The following is a 13,966-nucleotide window of genomic DNA, read 5'->3' on the forward strand; positions in this document are numbered from 1 at the left end:
CTCAAAATTTACTACTGACGAGAATTTTCATTCTCTTTATGACACTCACTCAATGTTCAGTTTTCAAAGGGCAATTTCCTTGTCGCCTTGTTTAGCGGCGACTTAATCAATATACCACATTTGCCTACTAGATTGCAAGTACTTTTTTTCTACCAAGTTTCTACTAAGATGATGCGAGAGAGAAAAAAAGTCTCGCCCTTTGAGGGGCGAAGACTAATGTAACATATAATCGAATCGAAAGTCAAGCCTTGATCCGAAAAATTTTATTTCTGAATAACCTCTTGAATATGCAAATGTCGTTCTACCGTTAGATTTATGATTTTGCCGTTCACATTAACCCATGGTCTCGTCGGGTGCGCATGGTCGGAGAATACGATTTCGCCAACCCGGCTATCGCTCAGCCGGACAAGCATACCGTTGTGGAATGCGGTTACTTTGCTTATAAACGTCTGAATGATGGCAGGCTGCATTTTGCCGAACGACTCTTTTTGAAGTTGTTCCAAAACAAGGTATGGCGAGACGGCCTTTTTGTGAAAACGGTCGGTCGTCATGGCGTGGAACATGTCGGGAACAGCTACGATTTTGGAATACAGATGAATTTTATCGCCTTGAATGCCAAGCGGATAGCCGGAACCGTCCTCCCGTTCGTGGTGCTGGAGGGCGCACAGCTTGACCCCTTCGTTGATCGCCGGAACAGGCCTTAAGATATTATAGCCGATAATGGTATGCCGCTTCATACCTTCGGCTTCCTCGGCGGTAAGCCTGGCAGGCTTATGCAAAATGGCGGGATCGACTTTGGCATTGCCGATATCATGCAGCAATCCGGCAAGCGCAACCTGCATTAACTCCTTGGAAGATAACCCATGCCATTTGGCCAAAAGGTAGGAAGTCAGGCTGACCATAATGCTGTTGTGGTAAATAAAATCTCTCAGTTGAAAGTGACGCGGATTGAACGTCAACACGTTATAATGATCGATATTTTTAATAAGCGCTTCAAGTGTCGTGCGAATTTCCAGAATCGGAGGACTATACCCTCCCGATGCGACGGTATTGAACACGCGACGAAGCAAATGCAGCATCTTATGATAGTGCTCATGAAAAGGCAGAACATTGTCGGCTTGCTCTTCAGACGTCGCTTCCTGCAAGGCAGAATCCGCTTCCCCGTTTTTGACTTCGATCTGGACGGATGGAATGAGGAATGCTCGCAAAATATCCAGATCGCGCTCCGATACGATGGTTCCTTTCATAAACAAAACATTGTTAAATTTCGTAATAACATTCTCAATAATTTTTTCGCCGGGTTTTAATTGGGAAACAGGAACGGTTACCATGGGATTCCCTCACCTTACCTCTTGTCAGCTTCCGCAGATCAAAGATTCTCAAAAATAATACTTTAGACCCAATTATGTTGTTATTATAAACGAAAAAGAATGGGGATGTAAGCCCCATTCTTCTCATCTTGGTTTTTAAAATACTTAAAGGTCTTGTTACTCTTGCGTTTCTTGGTCCTCTGAAGATTCCGCGCCCTCTTCAAGCTCCGGTTGCTCCTCGCTCTTATCCACACGAGCCAAGGTGGATACCTCATCCTCTTCCCGAATGTTAATGAGCTTGACCCCTTGCGTGTTACGGCCCATGAGCGAAATGCCGGACATGCTTGTCCTGATAATCGTGCCCAAACCGGTAATGATCATGAGGTCTTCGTCTTCCCGGACAATCTTCAGACCGACAACAGGACCGTTCTTCGGCGTCACATTCAGCGTCTTGATGCCTTTGCCGCCGCGGGATTGGAGACGATACTCGGAAACCGGCGTACGCTTGCCGAACCCTTTGGAGGTTACGATCAGCACGCTGTTATCCTCATGCACGACATCCATATCAATAACCGCGTCGCCCTCGTCGAGCTGAATTCCTTTGACACCGGTAGCGGCACGGCCCATGGCCCTGACTTCCTTCTCAGGGAAATGAATGGACATGCCCTGCTTCGTTCCCATAATGATCGATTGGTTACCGTCCGTCAGCCTGACGCCGATCAAATCGTCATCCTCACGCAAGGATACAGCGATAAGTCCGCCTTTGCGGATATTGGAATAATCGTCAAGCGTCGTCTTCTTCACCAAACCATTCTTCGTTGCGAAGAACAAATATTTGTCGGAATCGAAGCTTTCGACCGGGATAACCGCATTAATCTTCTCGCCTTGTTCGATCTGAATCAGGTTAATGATCGGCGTTCCCCGTGCGGTACGGCTTAGATCCGGGATTTCATACGCCTTAAGACGATAAACCTTCCCTTTGTCCGTAAAGAACATCAAATAATGGTGCGAGTTTGTTACGAACAGATGTTCTACAAAATCTTTGTCTTTCGTATCCATTCCGATCACGCCTTTGCCTCCGCGGCGCTGGCTGCGGTATGTCGATACCGGCAATCGCTTAATATAACCGGTATGCGAAATGGTAATGACAACTTCGGTTTGAGGAATCAAATCCTCATCCTCGATGCTGTCTCCGCCGATCGTAATTTCAGAACGGCGGTCGTCGCCGAACTTCTCTTTGATTTCGTTCAGCTCTTCGCTGATGATATTCAGAACGAGCTTTTCGTCAGCCAGAATCGCCTTTAACTCCGCGATTTTTTTCTGCAGCTCGGCGTATTCCTCTTCGATCTTCTCGCGCTCCAACCCGGTCAGACGCTGCAAACGCATGTCCAAAATGGCCTGTGCTTGATCAAAGCTGAGCCCGAAGCGCTCCATCAAGCCGTCGCGGGCTTGTTCCGCCGTACGGGAGCTGCGAATGAGCGTGATGACTTCGTCCAAATGATCAAGCGCAATACGAAGTCCTTCCAGAATGTGTGCGCGCGCCTCCGCTTTGCGAAGTTCGTATTCGGTTCTGCGGCGAATGACTACTTTCTGGTGCTCCAAGTAATAGAACAGCATATCGCGCAGGTTGAGCACTTTCGGCTCGCCGTTGACAAGTGCAAGCATGATGATGCCGAAGTTCGACTGCATCGCCGTCTGCTTGTACAAGTTGTTCAGCACGACATTCGGATTCACGTCGCGGCGCAGTTCGATGACAATACGCATCCCGTTGCGGTCGGATTCGTCGCGCAAATCGGTAATGCCATCGATCTTTTTATCGCGGACCAGCTCGGCGATTTTTTCTATTAATCGGGCTTTATTCACTTGATACGGCAGCTCGTGGACGATGATCCGCGCTTTATTGCCGTTTTCTTCGATTGTCGCTTTCGAGCGCATGGTCACGGAACCGCGTCCGGTCGCATACGCTTGCTTGATTCCTTCGCGGCCCATAATATAGCCGCCGGTCGGGAAATCGGGGCCTTTGATCGATTGCATCAAATCAAGCGGCGGCACATCGGGATTTTCAATCAACTGCTGGACACCGTTAATGACCTCAATCATATTGTGCGGCGGAATATTGGTTGCCATACCAACCGCAATCCCGGACGAACCGTTCACCAGCAGGTTCGGAAAACGCGCCGGCAATACGGCCGGTTCTTGTTCCTCGCCGTCATAGTTAGGCACAAAGTCGATCGTTTCTTTGTTGATGTCGCGAAGCAGCTCCATCGCAATCTTGGACAAGCGTGCTTCAGTGTACCGCATGGCCGCGGCCATGTCCCCGTCAATGGAGCCGAAATTTCCGTGGCCGTCGACGAGCATGTAGCGCAAGGAGAAATCCTGCGCCATCCGAACCATGGTTTCATAAACAGCCGAGTCGCCGTGCGGATGGTATTTACCGATGACTTCGCCGACGATCCGTGCGGATTTTTTATACGGCTTGTCCGGCGCCATACCCAGCTCCGACATCGCGTACAAAATACGTCGATGCACCGGCTTAAGCCCGTCCCGTACATCCGGCAGAGCGCGGCTGACAATGATGCTCATTGCGTAATCCATAAAGGAGGTGCGCATTTCCGAGCCGATATCGATTTCTCTAATCTGCGAACGAGATTCTTCCGACATGTGTACCCCTCCTACATGCTATCTGCTCTCAAGAACTGCTGCTATAAAAGGTCTAAGCCTTTTCTATGAAGACTTATGGGAAATCGATTTAATAATTAAATTATTTAATGAGTTCACTTTAACAAATGGACTGCCTGCGTTAATGCGCGGAATTTGCATCGGGTCCGCATCCCGGCCGGTCAAGCCGCTTGCTACTGTAAAACCGTATCGAATGCCTGCTTTGCGAAGCCAAGCGATCGATTGCTCGTCATAGTAGCCAAATGGATACGCATAGGCATCCACCGGACGATCATAAAGCTCCTTCAGCTTGTTGACGCATGCTTTCGTATCATCCGTAATTCGCTGTTCGAACTGCGGCAGATCTTCAGTACCGCCGTCCTTAGGAAGCCGGGTCGTCAGCAGCGGTCCGCCGTCAGGCGCTAGGTTGTGCAGGCTATCCGAGTGGCACTGGGCGTCAATGTCTTTTATTTCCCGGGTCATAAAACGGATCTGATCCCTGGAAAGCGAAGGAATCAGGCCCTGTTCGGGATGCTCAAGATCTTTCGTGATGACAAAGTTCACGGCGGGAATATTCAGTTCTTTCAAAATCGGATAAGCATTCGTGTAAAAGCTTCGGTGTCCGTCGTCAAAAGTGACCAGGACGGCATTGGGCGGTACTTGCCTGCCAGCCATAAAATCGCGAAACTGCTGCAGCGATATGAACTGGTATCCCCGCTGCAGCAGATCGGTCAATTGGCCGCGAAAGCGCGCCGTCGTTATCGTAATGTCGCCCTGCGTGTGATCGTCGATATGGTGATAGACGATGACCGCTACCCGATCCGTATACCACACGTCCGCTCCGCGCGCATGAAACATGCCCGGAACGAGCAGCAGCAGAGCGACAGCCGAGAGCAACCACAGCAAGCCGTATTTTTTCAAATGTCGCATAGTCGGACCTTAAATATCTAAATTTTGGACGAATTTGGCATGTAGCTGGATAAAGTCACGCCGCGGCTCGACATTGCTGCCCATCAGCGTATCGAACATCGTATCGGCTTCGATCGCGTCTTGAATGCTGACCTGAAGCATCGTACGGGTTTCCGGATCCATAGTCGTCTCCCACAGCTGTCCCGGATTCATCTCGCCCAAACCTTTATAACGCTGCGTATTCACTTTGACACCATCGCCGAATTCGGCCAAGATCGCTTCCCGCTGCTTGTCGTTGTACGCGTAGAGCACCGTTTTGTTCCGTTCGAGCTTGTAAAGCGGCGGCTGGGCGATATAGACATAGCCGGCTTCGATCAGCTTGCGCATGTAACGGTAGAAGAACGTCAGGAGCAGCGTCCGGATATGGGCGCCATCAACGTCGGCGTCCGTCATGATAATGATTTTATGGTAACGTGCTTTGGTAATATCGAAATCTTCCCCGATTCCCGTACCAAGCGCCGTAATGATCGCCCGGATTTCGTTGTCGGATAAAATTTTGTCCATGCGTGCCTTTTCCACGTTAAGAATTTTACCGCGCAGCGGCAAAATGGCTTGGAAATGCCGGTCGCGTCCTTGCTTCGCGGAGCCGCCGGCAGAGTCCCCTTCGACGATATATACTTCGCTGATCGAAGCGTCCTTGGAGGAACAGTCGGCCAGCTTACCCGGCAGGGAGCTGACTTCGAGCGCGCTCTTGCGGCGCGTCAACTCGCGGGCCTTCCGCGCGGCTTCCCGTGCTCTTTGCGCCTGGACGCCTTTTTCGATAATTTTACGCGCAACCGCCGGGTTTTCGTCCATAAATTCCTGCAGCTTCTCGGCAAACAGCGACTCGACAATCCCGCGAACCTCACTGTTACCGAGCTTCGTCTTCGTCTGTCCTTCGAACTGCGGTTCCGGAATTTTGACGGAAATAATCGCGGTGATGCCCTCACGCACGTCGTCACCGGTCAAATTGGCGTCGCTGTCTTTAATCGCATTGAATTTTCGCGCAAAATCGTTCAAGATGCGCGTCAATGCGCTTTTGAAGCCGGACTCGTGCGTACCGCCTTCGTGCGTATTGATGTTGTTAGCGAACGAATAAATGTTCTCCGTATAGCTGTCGTTGTATTGCAGGGCAATTTCAACCTGGATGTTGTCTCTTTGCCCTTCGACATAGATCGCTTGATGCAATGCTTCCCGGTTCTGATTCAAAAACTCGACGAATGAAACGATCCCGCCTTCGTAGAAAAACGATTGGGATACGTCCGTACGTTCGTCGGTCAGTGTAATTTCGATACCTTTATTTAAGAACGCCAGCTCCCGAATCCGCGCTTGGAGCATCTCGTAAGAATACTCCGTCGTTTCCGTGAAGATCTGCTCATCGGGCCAGAACGTTACTTTCGTCCCCGTTTCGTCGGACTCGCCGATCACTTGCAATTCTTGCTGCGGAACACCGCAACGGTATTCCTGCTGGTGCACCTTGCCTTCGCGCTTGACCTCTACGATCAGCTTCTTGGAAAGGGCGTTCACAACGGATACGCCTACCCCGTGCAAACCGCCGGACACTTTATAGCCTTCGCCGCCGAATTTGCCGCCGGCATGGAGCACGGTGAGGACGACCTCAACCGTCGATTTCTTCAGCTTCTGATTCTCGCCGACCGGAATACCGCGTCCATTGTCGATAACGGTAATGCTGTTATCCTGGTGAACAATGACATGGATTCTGGTGCAGTATCCTGCCAAAGCTTCGTCTATACTATTGTCGACGACTTCCCATACCAGATGATGAAGGCCGCGGCTGCTCGTCGAGCCGATATACATCCCCGGACGCTTACGAACGGCCTCCAGACCTTCAAGCACCTGGATCTGACTTTCATCATAAGTTGTACCTGGATTCACAGACATGCAGACACCCACTTTTCCGTAATTAAGAAAAGCTTCTTTACGAAGCATTTCAAAAAATCTAGTTCGTTAACAGATGATGAGCCCGTTTCTTCAAGGTCATGGACGAAATCGGGGAATAGTATACTTTCGTCTGGGTCACCACGAGCGACTTGCTTTCCTCCTCGCCGATGACTTCCGCCTTCTTGTCTTTATTGGCATACGTTATGAATTGTTTCGATATTTTCGATGATTTCTCAATGGAAAGGTCAAAAATGGCGACAAGCTCTGCGGCGCGAATAATTTTTTCTCCGCCCAAATGGATAAACACGCTGGTCCACTCCTTATCGGCAAAACTATCTATGTCAAGCTTCCATCTCGAACGTGAATAACGGAAGCATTTTCCAGTTTTGACAAATCTATGCTTTCAATGCCAGTGGTTGTTATAAAGGTTTGGACCTTGCGTTGAAACGTCTCGATAAGCTGGGTTTGGCGGTAGCGGTCAAGCTCGGAGAGCACGTCGTCGAGCAAGAGCAGGGGATATTCGCCGACCTCCTCGCGGATCAGCTCGATCTCGGCCAGCTTGAGCGACAAAGCCGTCGTCCGCTGCTGCCCTTGGGAGCCGAACGTCTGCACTTCCTTGTCGTTGATATAAAATCGCAGATCGTCGCGGTGCGGCCCGACCAACGACACGCCCCGGCGAAGCTCCTGATCCTTCACCTGTGATAACTTTATCATAAAATGGTCAAATAAAACAGCGTCTTCTTGTTCCAGCGCGTGGGACAAGGCGCTGTCGTACTCGATGCGGAGCTGCTCGGAGCCGTTGGTGATCCCGGCATGGATCTTTTCTGCCCATGCTTGCAGCTTCTTTATAAAGCTTTGACGTTTTTTCATAATTTTAACACCGAACTGCATTAATTGCTCATTCCATACGTCCAGCATGGAAGCTTTGCCCGGCGAGGAAAACAGCTGCTTCAAGTAATTGTTGCGCTGCTGCAATATTTTGTTGTACTGCGACAGGTCGTACAAATAGGACGGGTAAACCTGCCCGATCTCCATATCGAGAAAGCGCCTGCGGATGCCGGGAGAGCCCTTGACGATCTCTAAATCTTCTGGCGCGAACATAACGACGTTTAAGGCCCCGATGAAATTGCTGAGCTTTTTTTGCTCCAGCCCGTTCACCTTGGCCTTTTTGCCTTGCTGCGATATGGATAAATCGAGCTGCACCGTACCGTAGCGCTTTTCGACTTCGGCGTGCAGCAGCGTGGAGGAAGCGTTCCACCGGATCAGCTCTTTGTCCTGATGCGTCCGGTGGGATTTGGTCAACGCCAGCACGAAGATCGATTCGAGCAGGTTCGTTTTGCCTTGTGCGTTCGGTCCGACAATGATGTTGACCATGTTGTCGGTTTGGAATTCCATCCGGTCGTAGTTACGGTAATGCTGCAATGAAAGCCGTTTTAACTGCAATAGAGTTCCTCCTAAGGGCTTTGCGCAGCAAAGCCTTCTTCGAAAGCATATACTTGGGCTTTGCGCAGCAAAGCCAACTTCGAAAGCATACACTGGGCTTTGCTGCGCAAAGCCATCTTCGAAAGCATATGCCGGGCTTTATTCCTGTACGACTTGGAATTCGCCGCAGCCCACGACGTTGACGATGTCGCCGGCCACCAGCTTGCGGCCGCGGCGGTTATCCGGCTCGCCGTTGATGATGACGGTAGCCTCCTGCAGGAAGCTCTTGGCTTGCCCGCCGGTGGAAATACAGTCGGCGAGCTTCAAAAATTGCCCAAGGGTAATATATTCGGTGCGAATGCCGATGGTTTTCATCTTGAAAAAGCACTCCTTTAGCCCATAGTCCGGTACGGCAAAATAAGCTGCAGCAGGCTCGAATTTTCGTCGGGACGAATGATGATCGGCTGCATCGCACCAGTAAATCCGATATGAATGTGTTCGCTGTCCATCACTTTAAGCGCATCGAGCATAAATTTGGAGTTGAACGAAATGCGCAGCAGCTTCCCTTTCATGCTCACCGTCGTCAGTTCCTCGGTTACTTTCCCCAGCTCAGACGAGCTGGAGGAAATTTCAATCGTTTGATCCTCGCGCATCACGAGCTTCACGATATTCGTTTTTTCTTCCCGCGAAAGCAAGTAGGCGCGGTCGATCGCGTCTGCCAGATTGTCCGTGTTGACAACCAGCTCGGTCTGATACACCTGAGGAATGAGCTTCGACGTATCCGGATACGTTCCGTCCAGGATACGGGTATAGAAAAGAATGGAGCTCATTTTGAACAGCACCTGATTTTCAGCGAATACGACGTCGATCAGCGTGTTTTGATCGGGAAGAATTTTGGACAACTCATTCAAGGTTTTCCCTGATATGGAAACATTATTAAGGGATAAATCGACGTTCGTATCGATCGTCGTTTCTCTGGAAGCCAGACGGTGCCGGTCACAGGCTGTAAATTTCAGCTTCCCGTTGGAAATGGTCCACAGAATTCCGGTCAAAATCGGCGTCGCTTCGTTCGTGGACACCGAAAATGACGTTTGCTTGATCATCGTTTTAAGCAGATCGCTCGGGATTTGAATTCGTTTGTTCTCTTCAATGCCCGGCATGATCGGATATTCCTCCGGATCAAGTCCAACCAGTTGAATTTCTGAAGAACCGGATCGGATCGTCGTTTGGAAATGGTCTTTGACCTCAATCTCGACCTGCTGCGCCGGAAGCTTGCGAATAATTTCCACGAAAAACTTGGAAGGGAGCACGACGCTGCCGGATTGCTTCAGGTCGATAACTTGCAGCTCATTTTTTTCGATCGGAATGAAGCTCTGAATCGAAATATCGGTATCGCTCGCCGTTAGCGTGATGCCAGTGGAATCGGCGTCTATTTTAATTCCGCTTAAAATGGGAATCGTCGCTTTGCTGGAAATGGCTTTGGAAACGTGCTGAATCGATTCGTTCAAAAATTCTTTCAGTACGGTTAACTTCATAATTTCACTCCTACAGGTTCTAAAATGGAGAGTTGCGCATATACCTCTATATTACATGTTTTTTTATAGTAATAGTAGTAGGGCCTCGGGATATGTGGATAAATGCGTGAATAAGGCAAAAAGAGAGCCTATCCACATGTGAATAAGTGTGTGCATAGGCTCCCCTTTATTCAGTTGTGGATTGAGGGCTGTAAATAGACGTTAATGATTACATCGTCACGTTTTTCACTTTTTCGGTAATGTTCTGGATGATTTTATATAATTCCTGGTCGGCCTTGAGCGCTTCGGATATTTTTTCATGCGCATGAATGACGGTCGTATGATCGCGGCCGCCGAACGCCTCGCCGATTTTCGGCAGCGAAAAGTCAGTCATCTCGCGGGCCAGATACATGGCGATTTGCCGCGGGAAAGCCACGGTCTTGGTTCGTTTCCTCGCTTTGAAATCCTCCATCTTCAAGCCGTAAAATTCGCCGACCTTCTGCTGGATGTCGTGAATCGTGATCACCCGCGGACGGCTGCTCGGGATAATGTCCTTGAGCGCCTCGGCCGCCAAATGCGACGTAATGTCTTCGTTAATAAGAGACGAATAAGCGACCACCCGAATCAAGGCGCCTTCCAGCTCCCGAATGTTCGAATCGATCTGGCTCGCTATGTAGACCATCGCTTCGTTGGGAATATCCAGGTTCTCGGCTCTCGCTTTTTTGCGCAGAATGGCAATCCGCGTCTCCAGATCCGGAGGCTGAATGTCCGTGATGAGCCCCCATTCGAACCGGGAGCGCAGCCGTTCTTCGAGCGTCGGAATTTCCTTCGGCGGCCGATCGCTGGAGATGATGATCTGCTTCCGCTCTTCGTGCAGCGCGTTAAACGTATGGAAAAATTCTTCCTGCGTCGATTCTTTTCCCGCAATAAATTGAATATCATCTATAAGAAGCACGTCGATATTGCGATACTTGTTGCGGAAGCTTTCCCCCCGGTTATCCCGGATCGCATTGATGAACTCGTTCGTAAATTTTTCGGACGAGATGTAGACGACCTTGGCGCTTGGATTATGCTCAAGCACGTAATGGCCGATCGCGTGCATCAAGTGCGTTTTGCCCAATCCTACGCCGCCGTACAAAAACAGCGGGTTGTATGCTTTGGCCGGCGCTTCGGCGACCGCAAGTGATGCGGCGTGAGCGAAGCGATTGCCCGATCCGATGACGAACGAATCGAACAAATACTTGGGATTAAGCATGCGGCTGAACGTTTCCTCGGAAACGGCGGTTTGCGGCACGCTTGCGGGAATGGTTGACGGGGAGGAAGAGCGGCTGAACGAATCGGCTTCGTCTTCGGACTCGATGATGAACTTTAATTCGACCTGCTTGCCGCAGTAATCGAATACGGCTTCCTTTATATGTTTGGTGTACCGGTTTTCAAGCCATTCCCGGGAAAAATTATTGGGGGTACAGATGACGACCGTGGAATCGTTGAATGCCACGGCTCTTGTGGAAGTCAGCCACGTCTCGTAGCTTGGCTTGCTCACCCTTTTTTGCAATATGGAAAGAACTTGCTGCCACTGGTCGTTGGGATGGCTTTCCACAATCTATTCACTCCTTCAAAAAAATAACCGGTATGGCATAAGCCGCGACCCTGTTGAAAAAAATCAGATGCTGTCGAAACTATCCACAACGTGCAGGTTTACGAAATTGTCATTATACAGAGGCACTGAAAATTGTTCACAGAGATATCCACAGGCTGTTGATAACATTATTGAAATAAATCCGTATCCACAAAGGAAAACATATTTATGATATCAAAAAAGACCCGCGTTAGCAATGGAATGTTTGGGATTATCCACATACCCAAGACCTTGTGTATATAAGTTATCAACAGCACTAGATATTGTTTATAATCTGTTTACAATTCGCCAAGAGCAGTGGAAAACCCGAATTTTTTATTCACAGGGGAGAAATGGTCGAATTTGGCCGCAGCCTGTGCATAACTTTTTTACATGCTGGAAGTTGACTTTTGACACATAAAGTGGTTTAATGTTAAAAGGTATTTTTGGGGATTGGGAACAATCCCTTTGAGGAGGTGCACGATAGATGAGACCGACTTTCCAACCGAACGTTAGAAAGCGCAAAAAAGTTCACGGCTTCCGTAAAAGAATGAGCACGAAGAACGGCCGCAAAGTTTTGGCTGCTCGCCGTCAAAAAGGAAGAAAAGTACTGAGCGCATAAGACAAGAGACCACTGTCAGGTGGTCTTTTTTGTTGCATTCGTTTAAATCGGGACGAATTCGCGAACGATAGGGAAGCCCAGGCTACTCAAGGATTGACCAAATGGAGCGATGCCGCGTGGAAAAGAAAAACCGTCTGACTAAAAGAGAATATTTCGATAAGGTATATCGTCACGGCAAATCCGCTGCGAATCACCAGTTCGTTCTGTATTATAAAGCGCAGCCGCAGCAAGCTTCGTTTCGGCTTGGAGTTTCGGTCAGCAAAAAGCTCGGCAACGCCGTTGTGCGCAACCGGATCCGGCGTCTTCTTAAGGAGATCGTGCGATTGAACGCCGCCCGGATTCCGGGAGGGTACGATCTGATCCTCATTGCCCGGAAGCCGGCGGCCGAAATGTCCTATCACGAGATGGAAAAGAGCGTGCTGCACGTGTTCAAGCGCGCATCGCTGCTGCTGCGCAAAGAAAATAGTCCGGGAACCGGCTGAGCTTCGCGATGGTACGAAGGCTTCGGGGCCGGCGTTTCGCGGGGATCAGTTTCTTTGTGTCCAAAGATATGATATAGTTGATTATTGGAAAAGATGATACTGGGAGGATACTCTTTTGACGCGCCGATTACTGAAATATATACCGCTCGTATCGGTATTGCTGCTGCTGGCCGGGTGCAGTCCCGCCAACGCCCCCATCGATCCGGCCAATAGCACTTGGGACAAGTATGCCGTAGGGCCGCTGGCCAATACGCTCGACTGGTTCGCCAACCTGCTCGGCGGGCAGTACGGATTATCGATTCTTGTCGTAACGATTATTATCCGGCTCATTATATTGCCGTTGACGTTGAAACAATACAAAAGTTCGAAGAAGATGCAGGAACTGCAGCCGGAACTGCAAAAGATGAAGGAAAAATATAAAGACGACCCGAAGAAGCAGCAGGAAGAGACGATGAAGCTGTTCCAGAAGGAAGGCGTCAATCCGCTTGCCGGTTGTCTTCCGATGCTTGTGCAGATGCCGATTTTGATTGCGCTTTACAATGCGATCATGCGCAACCATCACATTGGCGAGCATTCCTTCCTGTGGATGCAGCTCGGCACGAAAGATCCTTATTATATCCTGCCGCTCCTGGCTGCGTTAACGACGTACTTGCAGCAAAAAATGATGTCGTCGCAAATGAACCCGCAAATGCAAAGCCTGATGTTTATTTTCCCGATTCTTATTTTCGTGATGGCGATGAATTTCGCTTCGGCGCTGCCGCTTTACTGGGTATACAGCAACCTGTTCACCGTTGTTCAATCTTACTTTATTTATGGTGTACCTAATAAAAAGGGCGGATCTAAAAAGTAAGGGTGCGATGATATGAAGAAAATCGTGGTTACGGGTAAAACGATTGACGAAGCCGTCAAAAACGGACTCGGGCAGCTGGGCGTGCCGGAGGAACGGGTGAAAATTAACGTGCTGGAGCAGCCTTCCAAGGGCTTGTTCGGCCTCATCGGGGCGAAGGACGCCCGGGTGGAGCTTGAACTGCTGCCTGATGCGATCGAGGAAGCGGTCGCGTTCCTGCAGGAGGTTCTTCGCAGCATGAAGCTTGACGTGCGGATCGAACAAAAACAGGACAAGGAAGGTACGCAGCTTCATCTGCACGGCTCGGAGCTCGGCATGTTGATCGGGCGCCGCGGCCAAACGCTGGATGCGCTGCAGTACTTGGTCAATATTGTCGCCAACCGTTTTTCGGACCGGCATGTGCGCATCGTTCTGGACGCCGAGCAGTTTCGCGAGCGCCGGACCAAGACGCTGCAGGAGCTGGCCGACCGGCTGGCGGAACGCGTCGTCCGGACGCGCAAGGAAGTGGTGCTGGAGCCGATGTCGCCTGCGGAGCGCAAGGTGATTCACTCCTGGCTGCAGCAGCACGACAAGGTTCGCACGTTCAGCCGTGGAGACGAGCCGAACCGCCGAATCGTTATCGTTTTACGTTGATTGCCACATT

General features: G+C 50.1%; 13 protein-coding genes. 4 read left to right on the forward strand and 9 right to left on the reverse strand.

Going from position 1 to position 13,966, the window contains the following annotated elements:
- Positions 1 to 263: 263 nt before the first annotated feature.
- The 9 genes from NLX71_RS17945 to dnaA all read right to left on the reverse strand — a co-directional run bounded on the left by NLX71_RS17945 (position 264) and on the right by dnaA (position 11,354).
- The gene (locus NLX71_RS17945) at positions 264 to 1,331 is read right to left on the reverse strand and encodes an HD-GYP domain-containing protein (protein WP_254365173.1); all 1,068 of its coding nucleotides are present in this window, start codon (positions 1,329 to 1,331) and stop codon (positions 264 to 266) included.
- Positions 1,332 to 1,487: 156 nt separating this feature from the next.
- Positions 1,488 to 3,971 carry a DNA gyrase subunit A gene (gyrA, locus tag NLX71_RS17950; RefSeq protein ID WP_254365174.1) on the reverse strand — a complete coding sequence of 828 codons (2,484 nt, stop codon included), beginning with the start codon at positions 3,969 to 3,971 and terminating at the stop codon, positions 1,488 to 1,490.
- A gap of 63 nt (positions 3,972 to 4,034) precedes the next feature.
- Positions 4,035 to 4,898 (reverse strand): polysaccharide deacetylase family protein, encoded by an 864-nt coding sequence (locus tag NLX71_RS17955; protein WP_254365175.1) that lies wholly within the window; start codon positions 4,896 to 4,898, stop codon positions 4,035 to 4,037.
- Between the two features lie 9 nt (positions 4,899 to 4,907).
- Positions 4,908 to 6,818: a DNA topoisomerase (ATP-hydrolyzing) subunit B gene (gene gyrB / locus NLX71_RS17960; protein WP_254365176.1), complete on the reverse strand. Its 1,911-nt coding sequence runs from the start codon at positions 6,816 to 6,818 to the stop codon at positions 4,908 to 4,910.
- A 58-nt stretch (positions 6,819 to 6,876) separates the two neighbouring features.
- Positions 6,877 to 7,125, reverse strand: coding sequence for an extracellular matrix regulator RemB (gene remB, locus NLX71_RS17965; RefSeq protein ID WP_254365177.1), 249 nt, complete (start codon positions 7,123 to 7,125; stop codon positions 6,877 to 6,879).
- A 29-nt stretch (positions 7,126 to 7,154) separates the two neighbouring features.
- On the reverse strand, positions 7,155 to 8,261 hold the full coding sequence (gene recF, locus NLX71_RS17970; RefSeq protein WP_254365178.1) for a DNA replication/repair protein RecF: 1,107 nt from the start codon (positions 8,259 to 8,261) through the stop codon (positions 7,155 to 7,157).
- A 138-nt stretch (positions 8,262 to 8,399) separates the two neighbouring features.
- The gene (gene yaaA, locus NLX71_RS17975; protein WP_254365179.1) at positions 8,400 to 8,615 is read right to left on the reverse strand and encodes a S4 domain-containing protein YaaA; all 216 of its coding nucleotides are present in this window, start codon (positions 8,613 to 8,615) and stop codon (positions 8,400 to 8,402) included.
- 17 nt (positions 8,616 to 8,632) lie between these two features.
- Positions 8,633 to 9,775: a DNA polymerase III subunit beta gene (gene dnaN, locus NLX71_RS17980; protein ID WP_254365180.1), complete on the reverse strand. Its 1,143-nt coding sequence runs from the start codon at positions 9,773 to 9,775 to the stop codon at positions 8,633 to 8,635.
- A 208-nt stretch (positions 9,776 to 9,983) separates the two neighbouring features.
- Entirely contained in the window at positions 9,984 to 11,354 is a 1,371-nt protein-coding gene (dnaA, locus tag NLX71_RS17985; protein WP_254365181.1) for a chromosomal replication initiator protein DnaA, read from the reverse strand.
- 505 nt (positions 11,355 to 11,859) lie between these two features.
- Between dnaA and rpmH the strand changes: the two genes are divergently transcribed.
- The 4 genes from rpmH (at position 11,860) to jag (ending at position 13,956) form a co-directional block, all read left to right on the forward strand.
- Positions 11,860 to 11,994: a 50S ribosomal protein L34 gene (gene rpmH, locus NLX71_RS17990; protein WP_254365182.1), complete on the forward strand. Its 135-nt coding sequence runs from the start codon at positions 11,860 to 11,862 to the stop codon at positions 11,992 to 11,994.
- 116 nt (positions 11,995 to 12,110) lie between these two features.
- Positions 12,111 to 12,476, forward strand: a complete 366-nt coding sequence (gene rnpA / locus NLX71_RS17995; protein WP_254365183.1) for a ribonuclease P protein component — start codon at positions 12,111 to 12,113, stop codon at positions 12,474 to 12,476.
- Between the two features lie 115 nt (positions 12,477 to 12,591).
- Positions 12,592 to 13,326, forward strand: a complete 735-nt coding sequence (yidC, locus tag NLX71_RS18000; RefSeq protein ID WP_254365184.1) for a membrane protein insertase YidC — start codon at positions 12,592 to 12,594, stop codon at positions 13,324 to 13,326.
- Positions 13,327 to 13,338: 12 nt separating this feature from the next.
- Entirely contained in the window at positions 13,339 to 13,956 is a 618-nt protein-coding gene (gene jag, locus NLX71_RS18005) for an RNA-binding cell elongation regulator Jag/EloR (RefSeq protein ID WP_254365185.1), read from the forward strand.
- Positions 13,957 to 13,966 lie beyond the last annotated feature (10 nt).

The organism is Paenibacillus sp. MZ04-78.2, from assembly GCF_024213375.1.
Classification (GTDB): domain Bacteria; phylum Bacillota; class Bacilli; order Paenibacillales; family NBRC-103111; genus Paenibacillus_G.

Coding starts and splice junctions, on each gene's coding strand:
- rpmH (WP_254365182.1), top strand. CDS start 11,860: ATGAGACCGACTTTCCAACCGAACGTTAGAAAGCGCAAAAAAGTTCAC.
- gyrA (WP_254365174.1), bottom strand. CDS start 3,971: ATGTCGGAAGAATCTCGTTCGCAGATTAGAGAAATCGATATCGGCTCG.
- NLX71_RS17955 (WP_254365175.1), bottom strand. CDS start 4,898: ATGCGACATTTGAAAAAATACGGCTTGCTGTGGTTGCTCTCGGCTGTC.
- NLX71_RS17945 (WP_254365173.1), bottom strand. CDS start 1,331: ATGGTAACCGTTCCTGTTTCCCAATTAAAACCCGGCGAAAAAATTATT.
- jag (WP_254365185.1), top strand. CDS start 13,339: ATGAAGAAAATCGTGGTTACGGGTAAAACGATTGACGAAGCCGTCAAA.
- dnaN (WP_254365180.1), bottom strand. CDS start 9,775: ATGAAGTTAACCGTACTGAAAGAATTTTTGAACGAATCGATTCAGCAC.
- gyrB (WP_254365176.1), bottom strand. CDS start 6,818: ATGTCTGTGAATCCAGGTACAACTTATGATGAAAGTCAGATCCAGGTG.
- yaaA (WP_254365179.1), bottom strand. CDS start 8,615: ATGAAAACCATCGGCATTCGCACCGAATATATTACCCTTGGGCAATTT.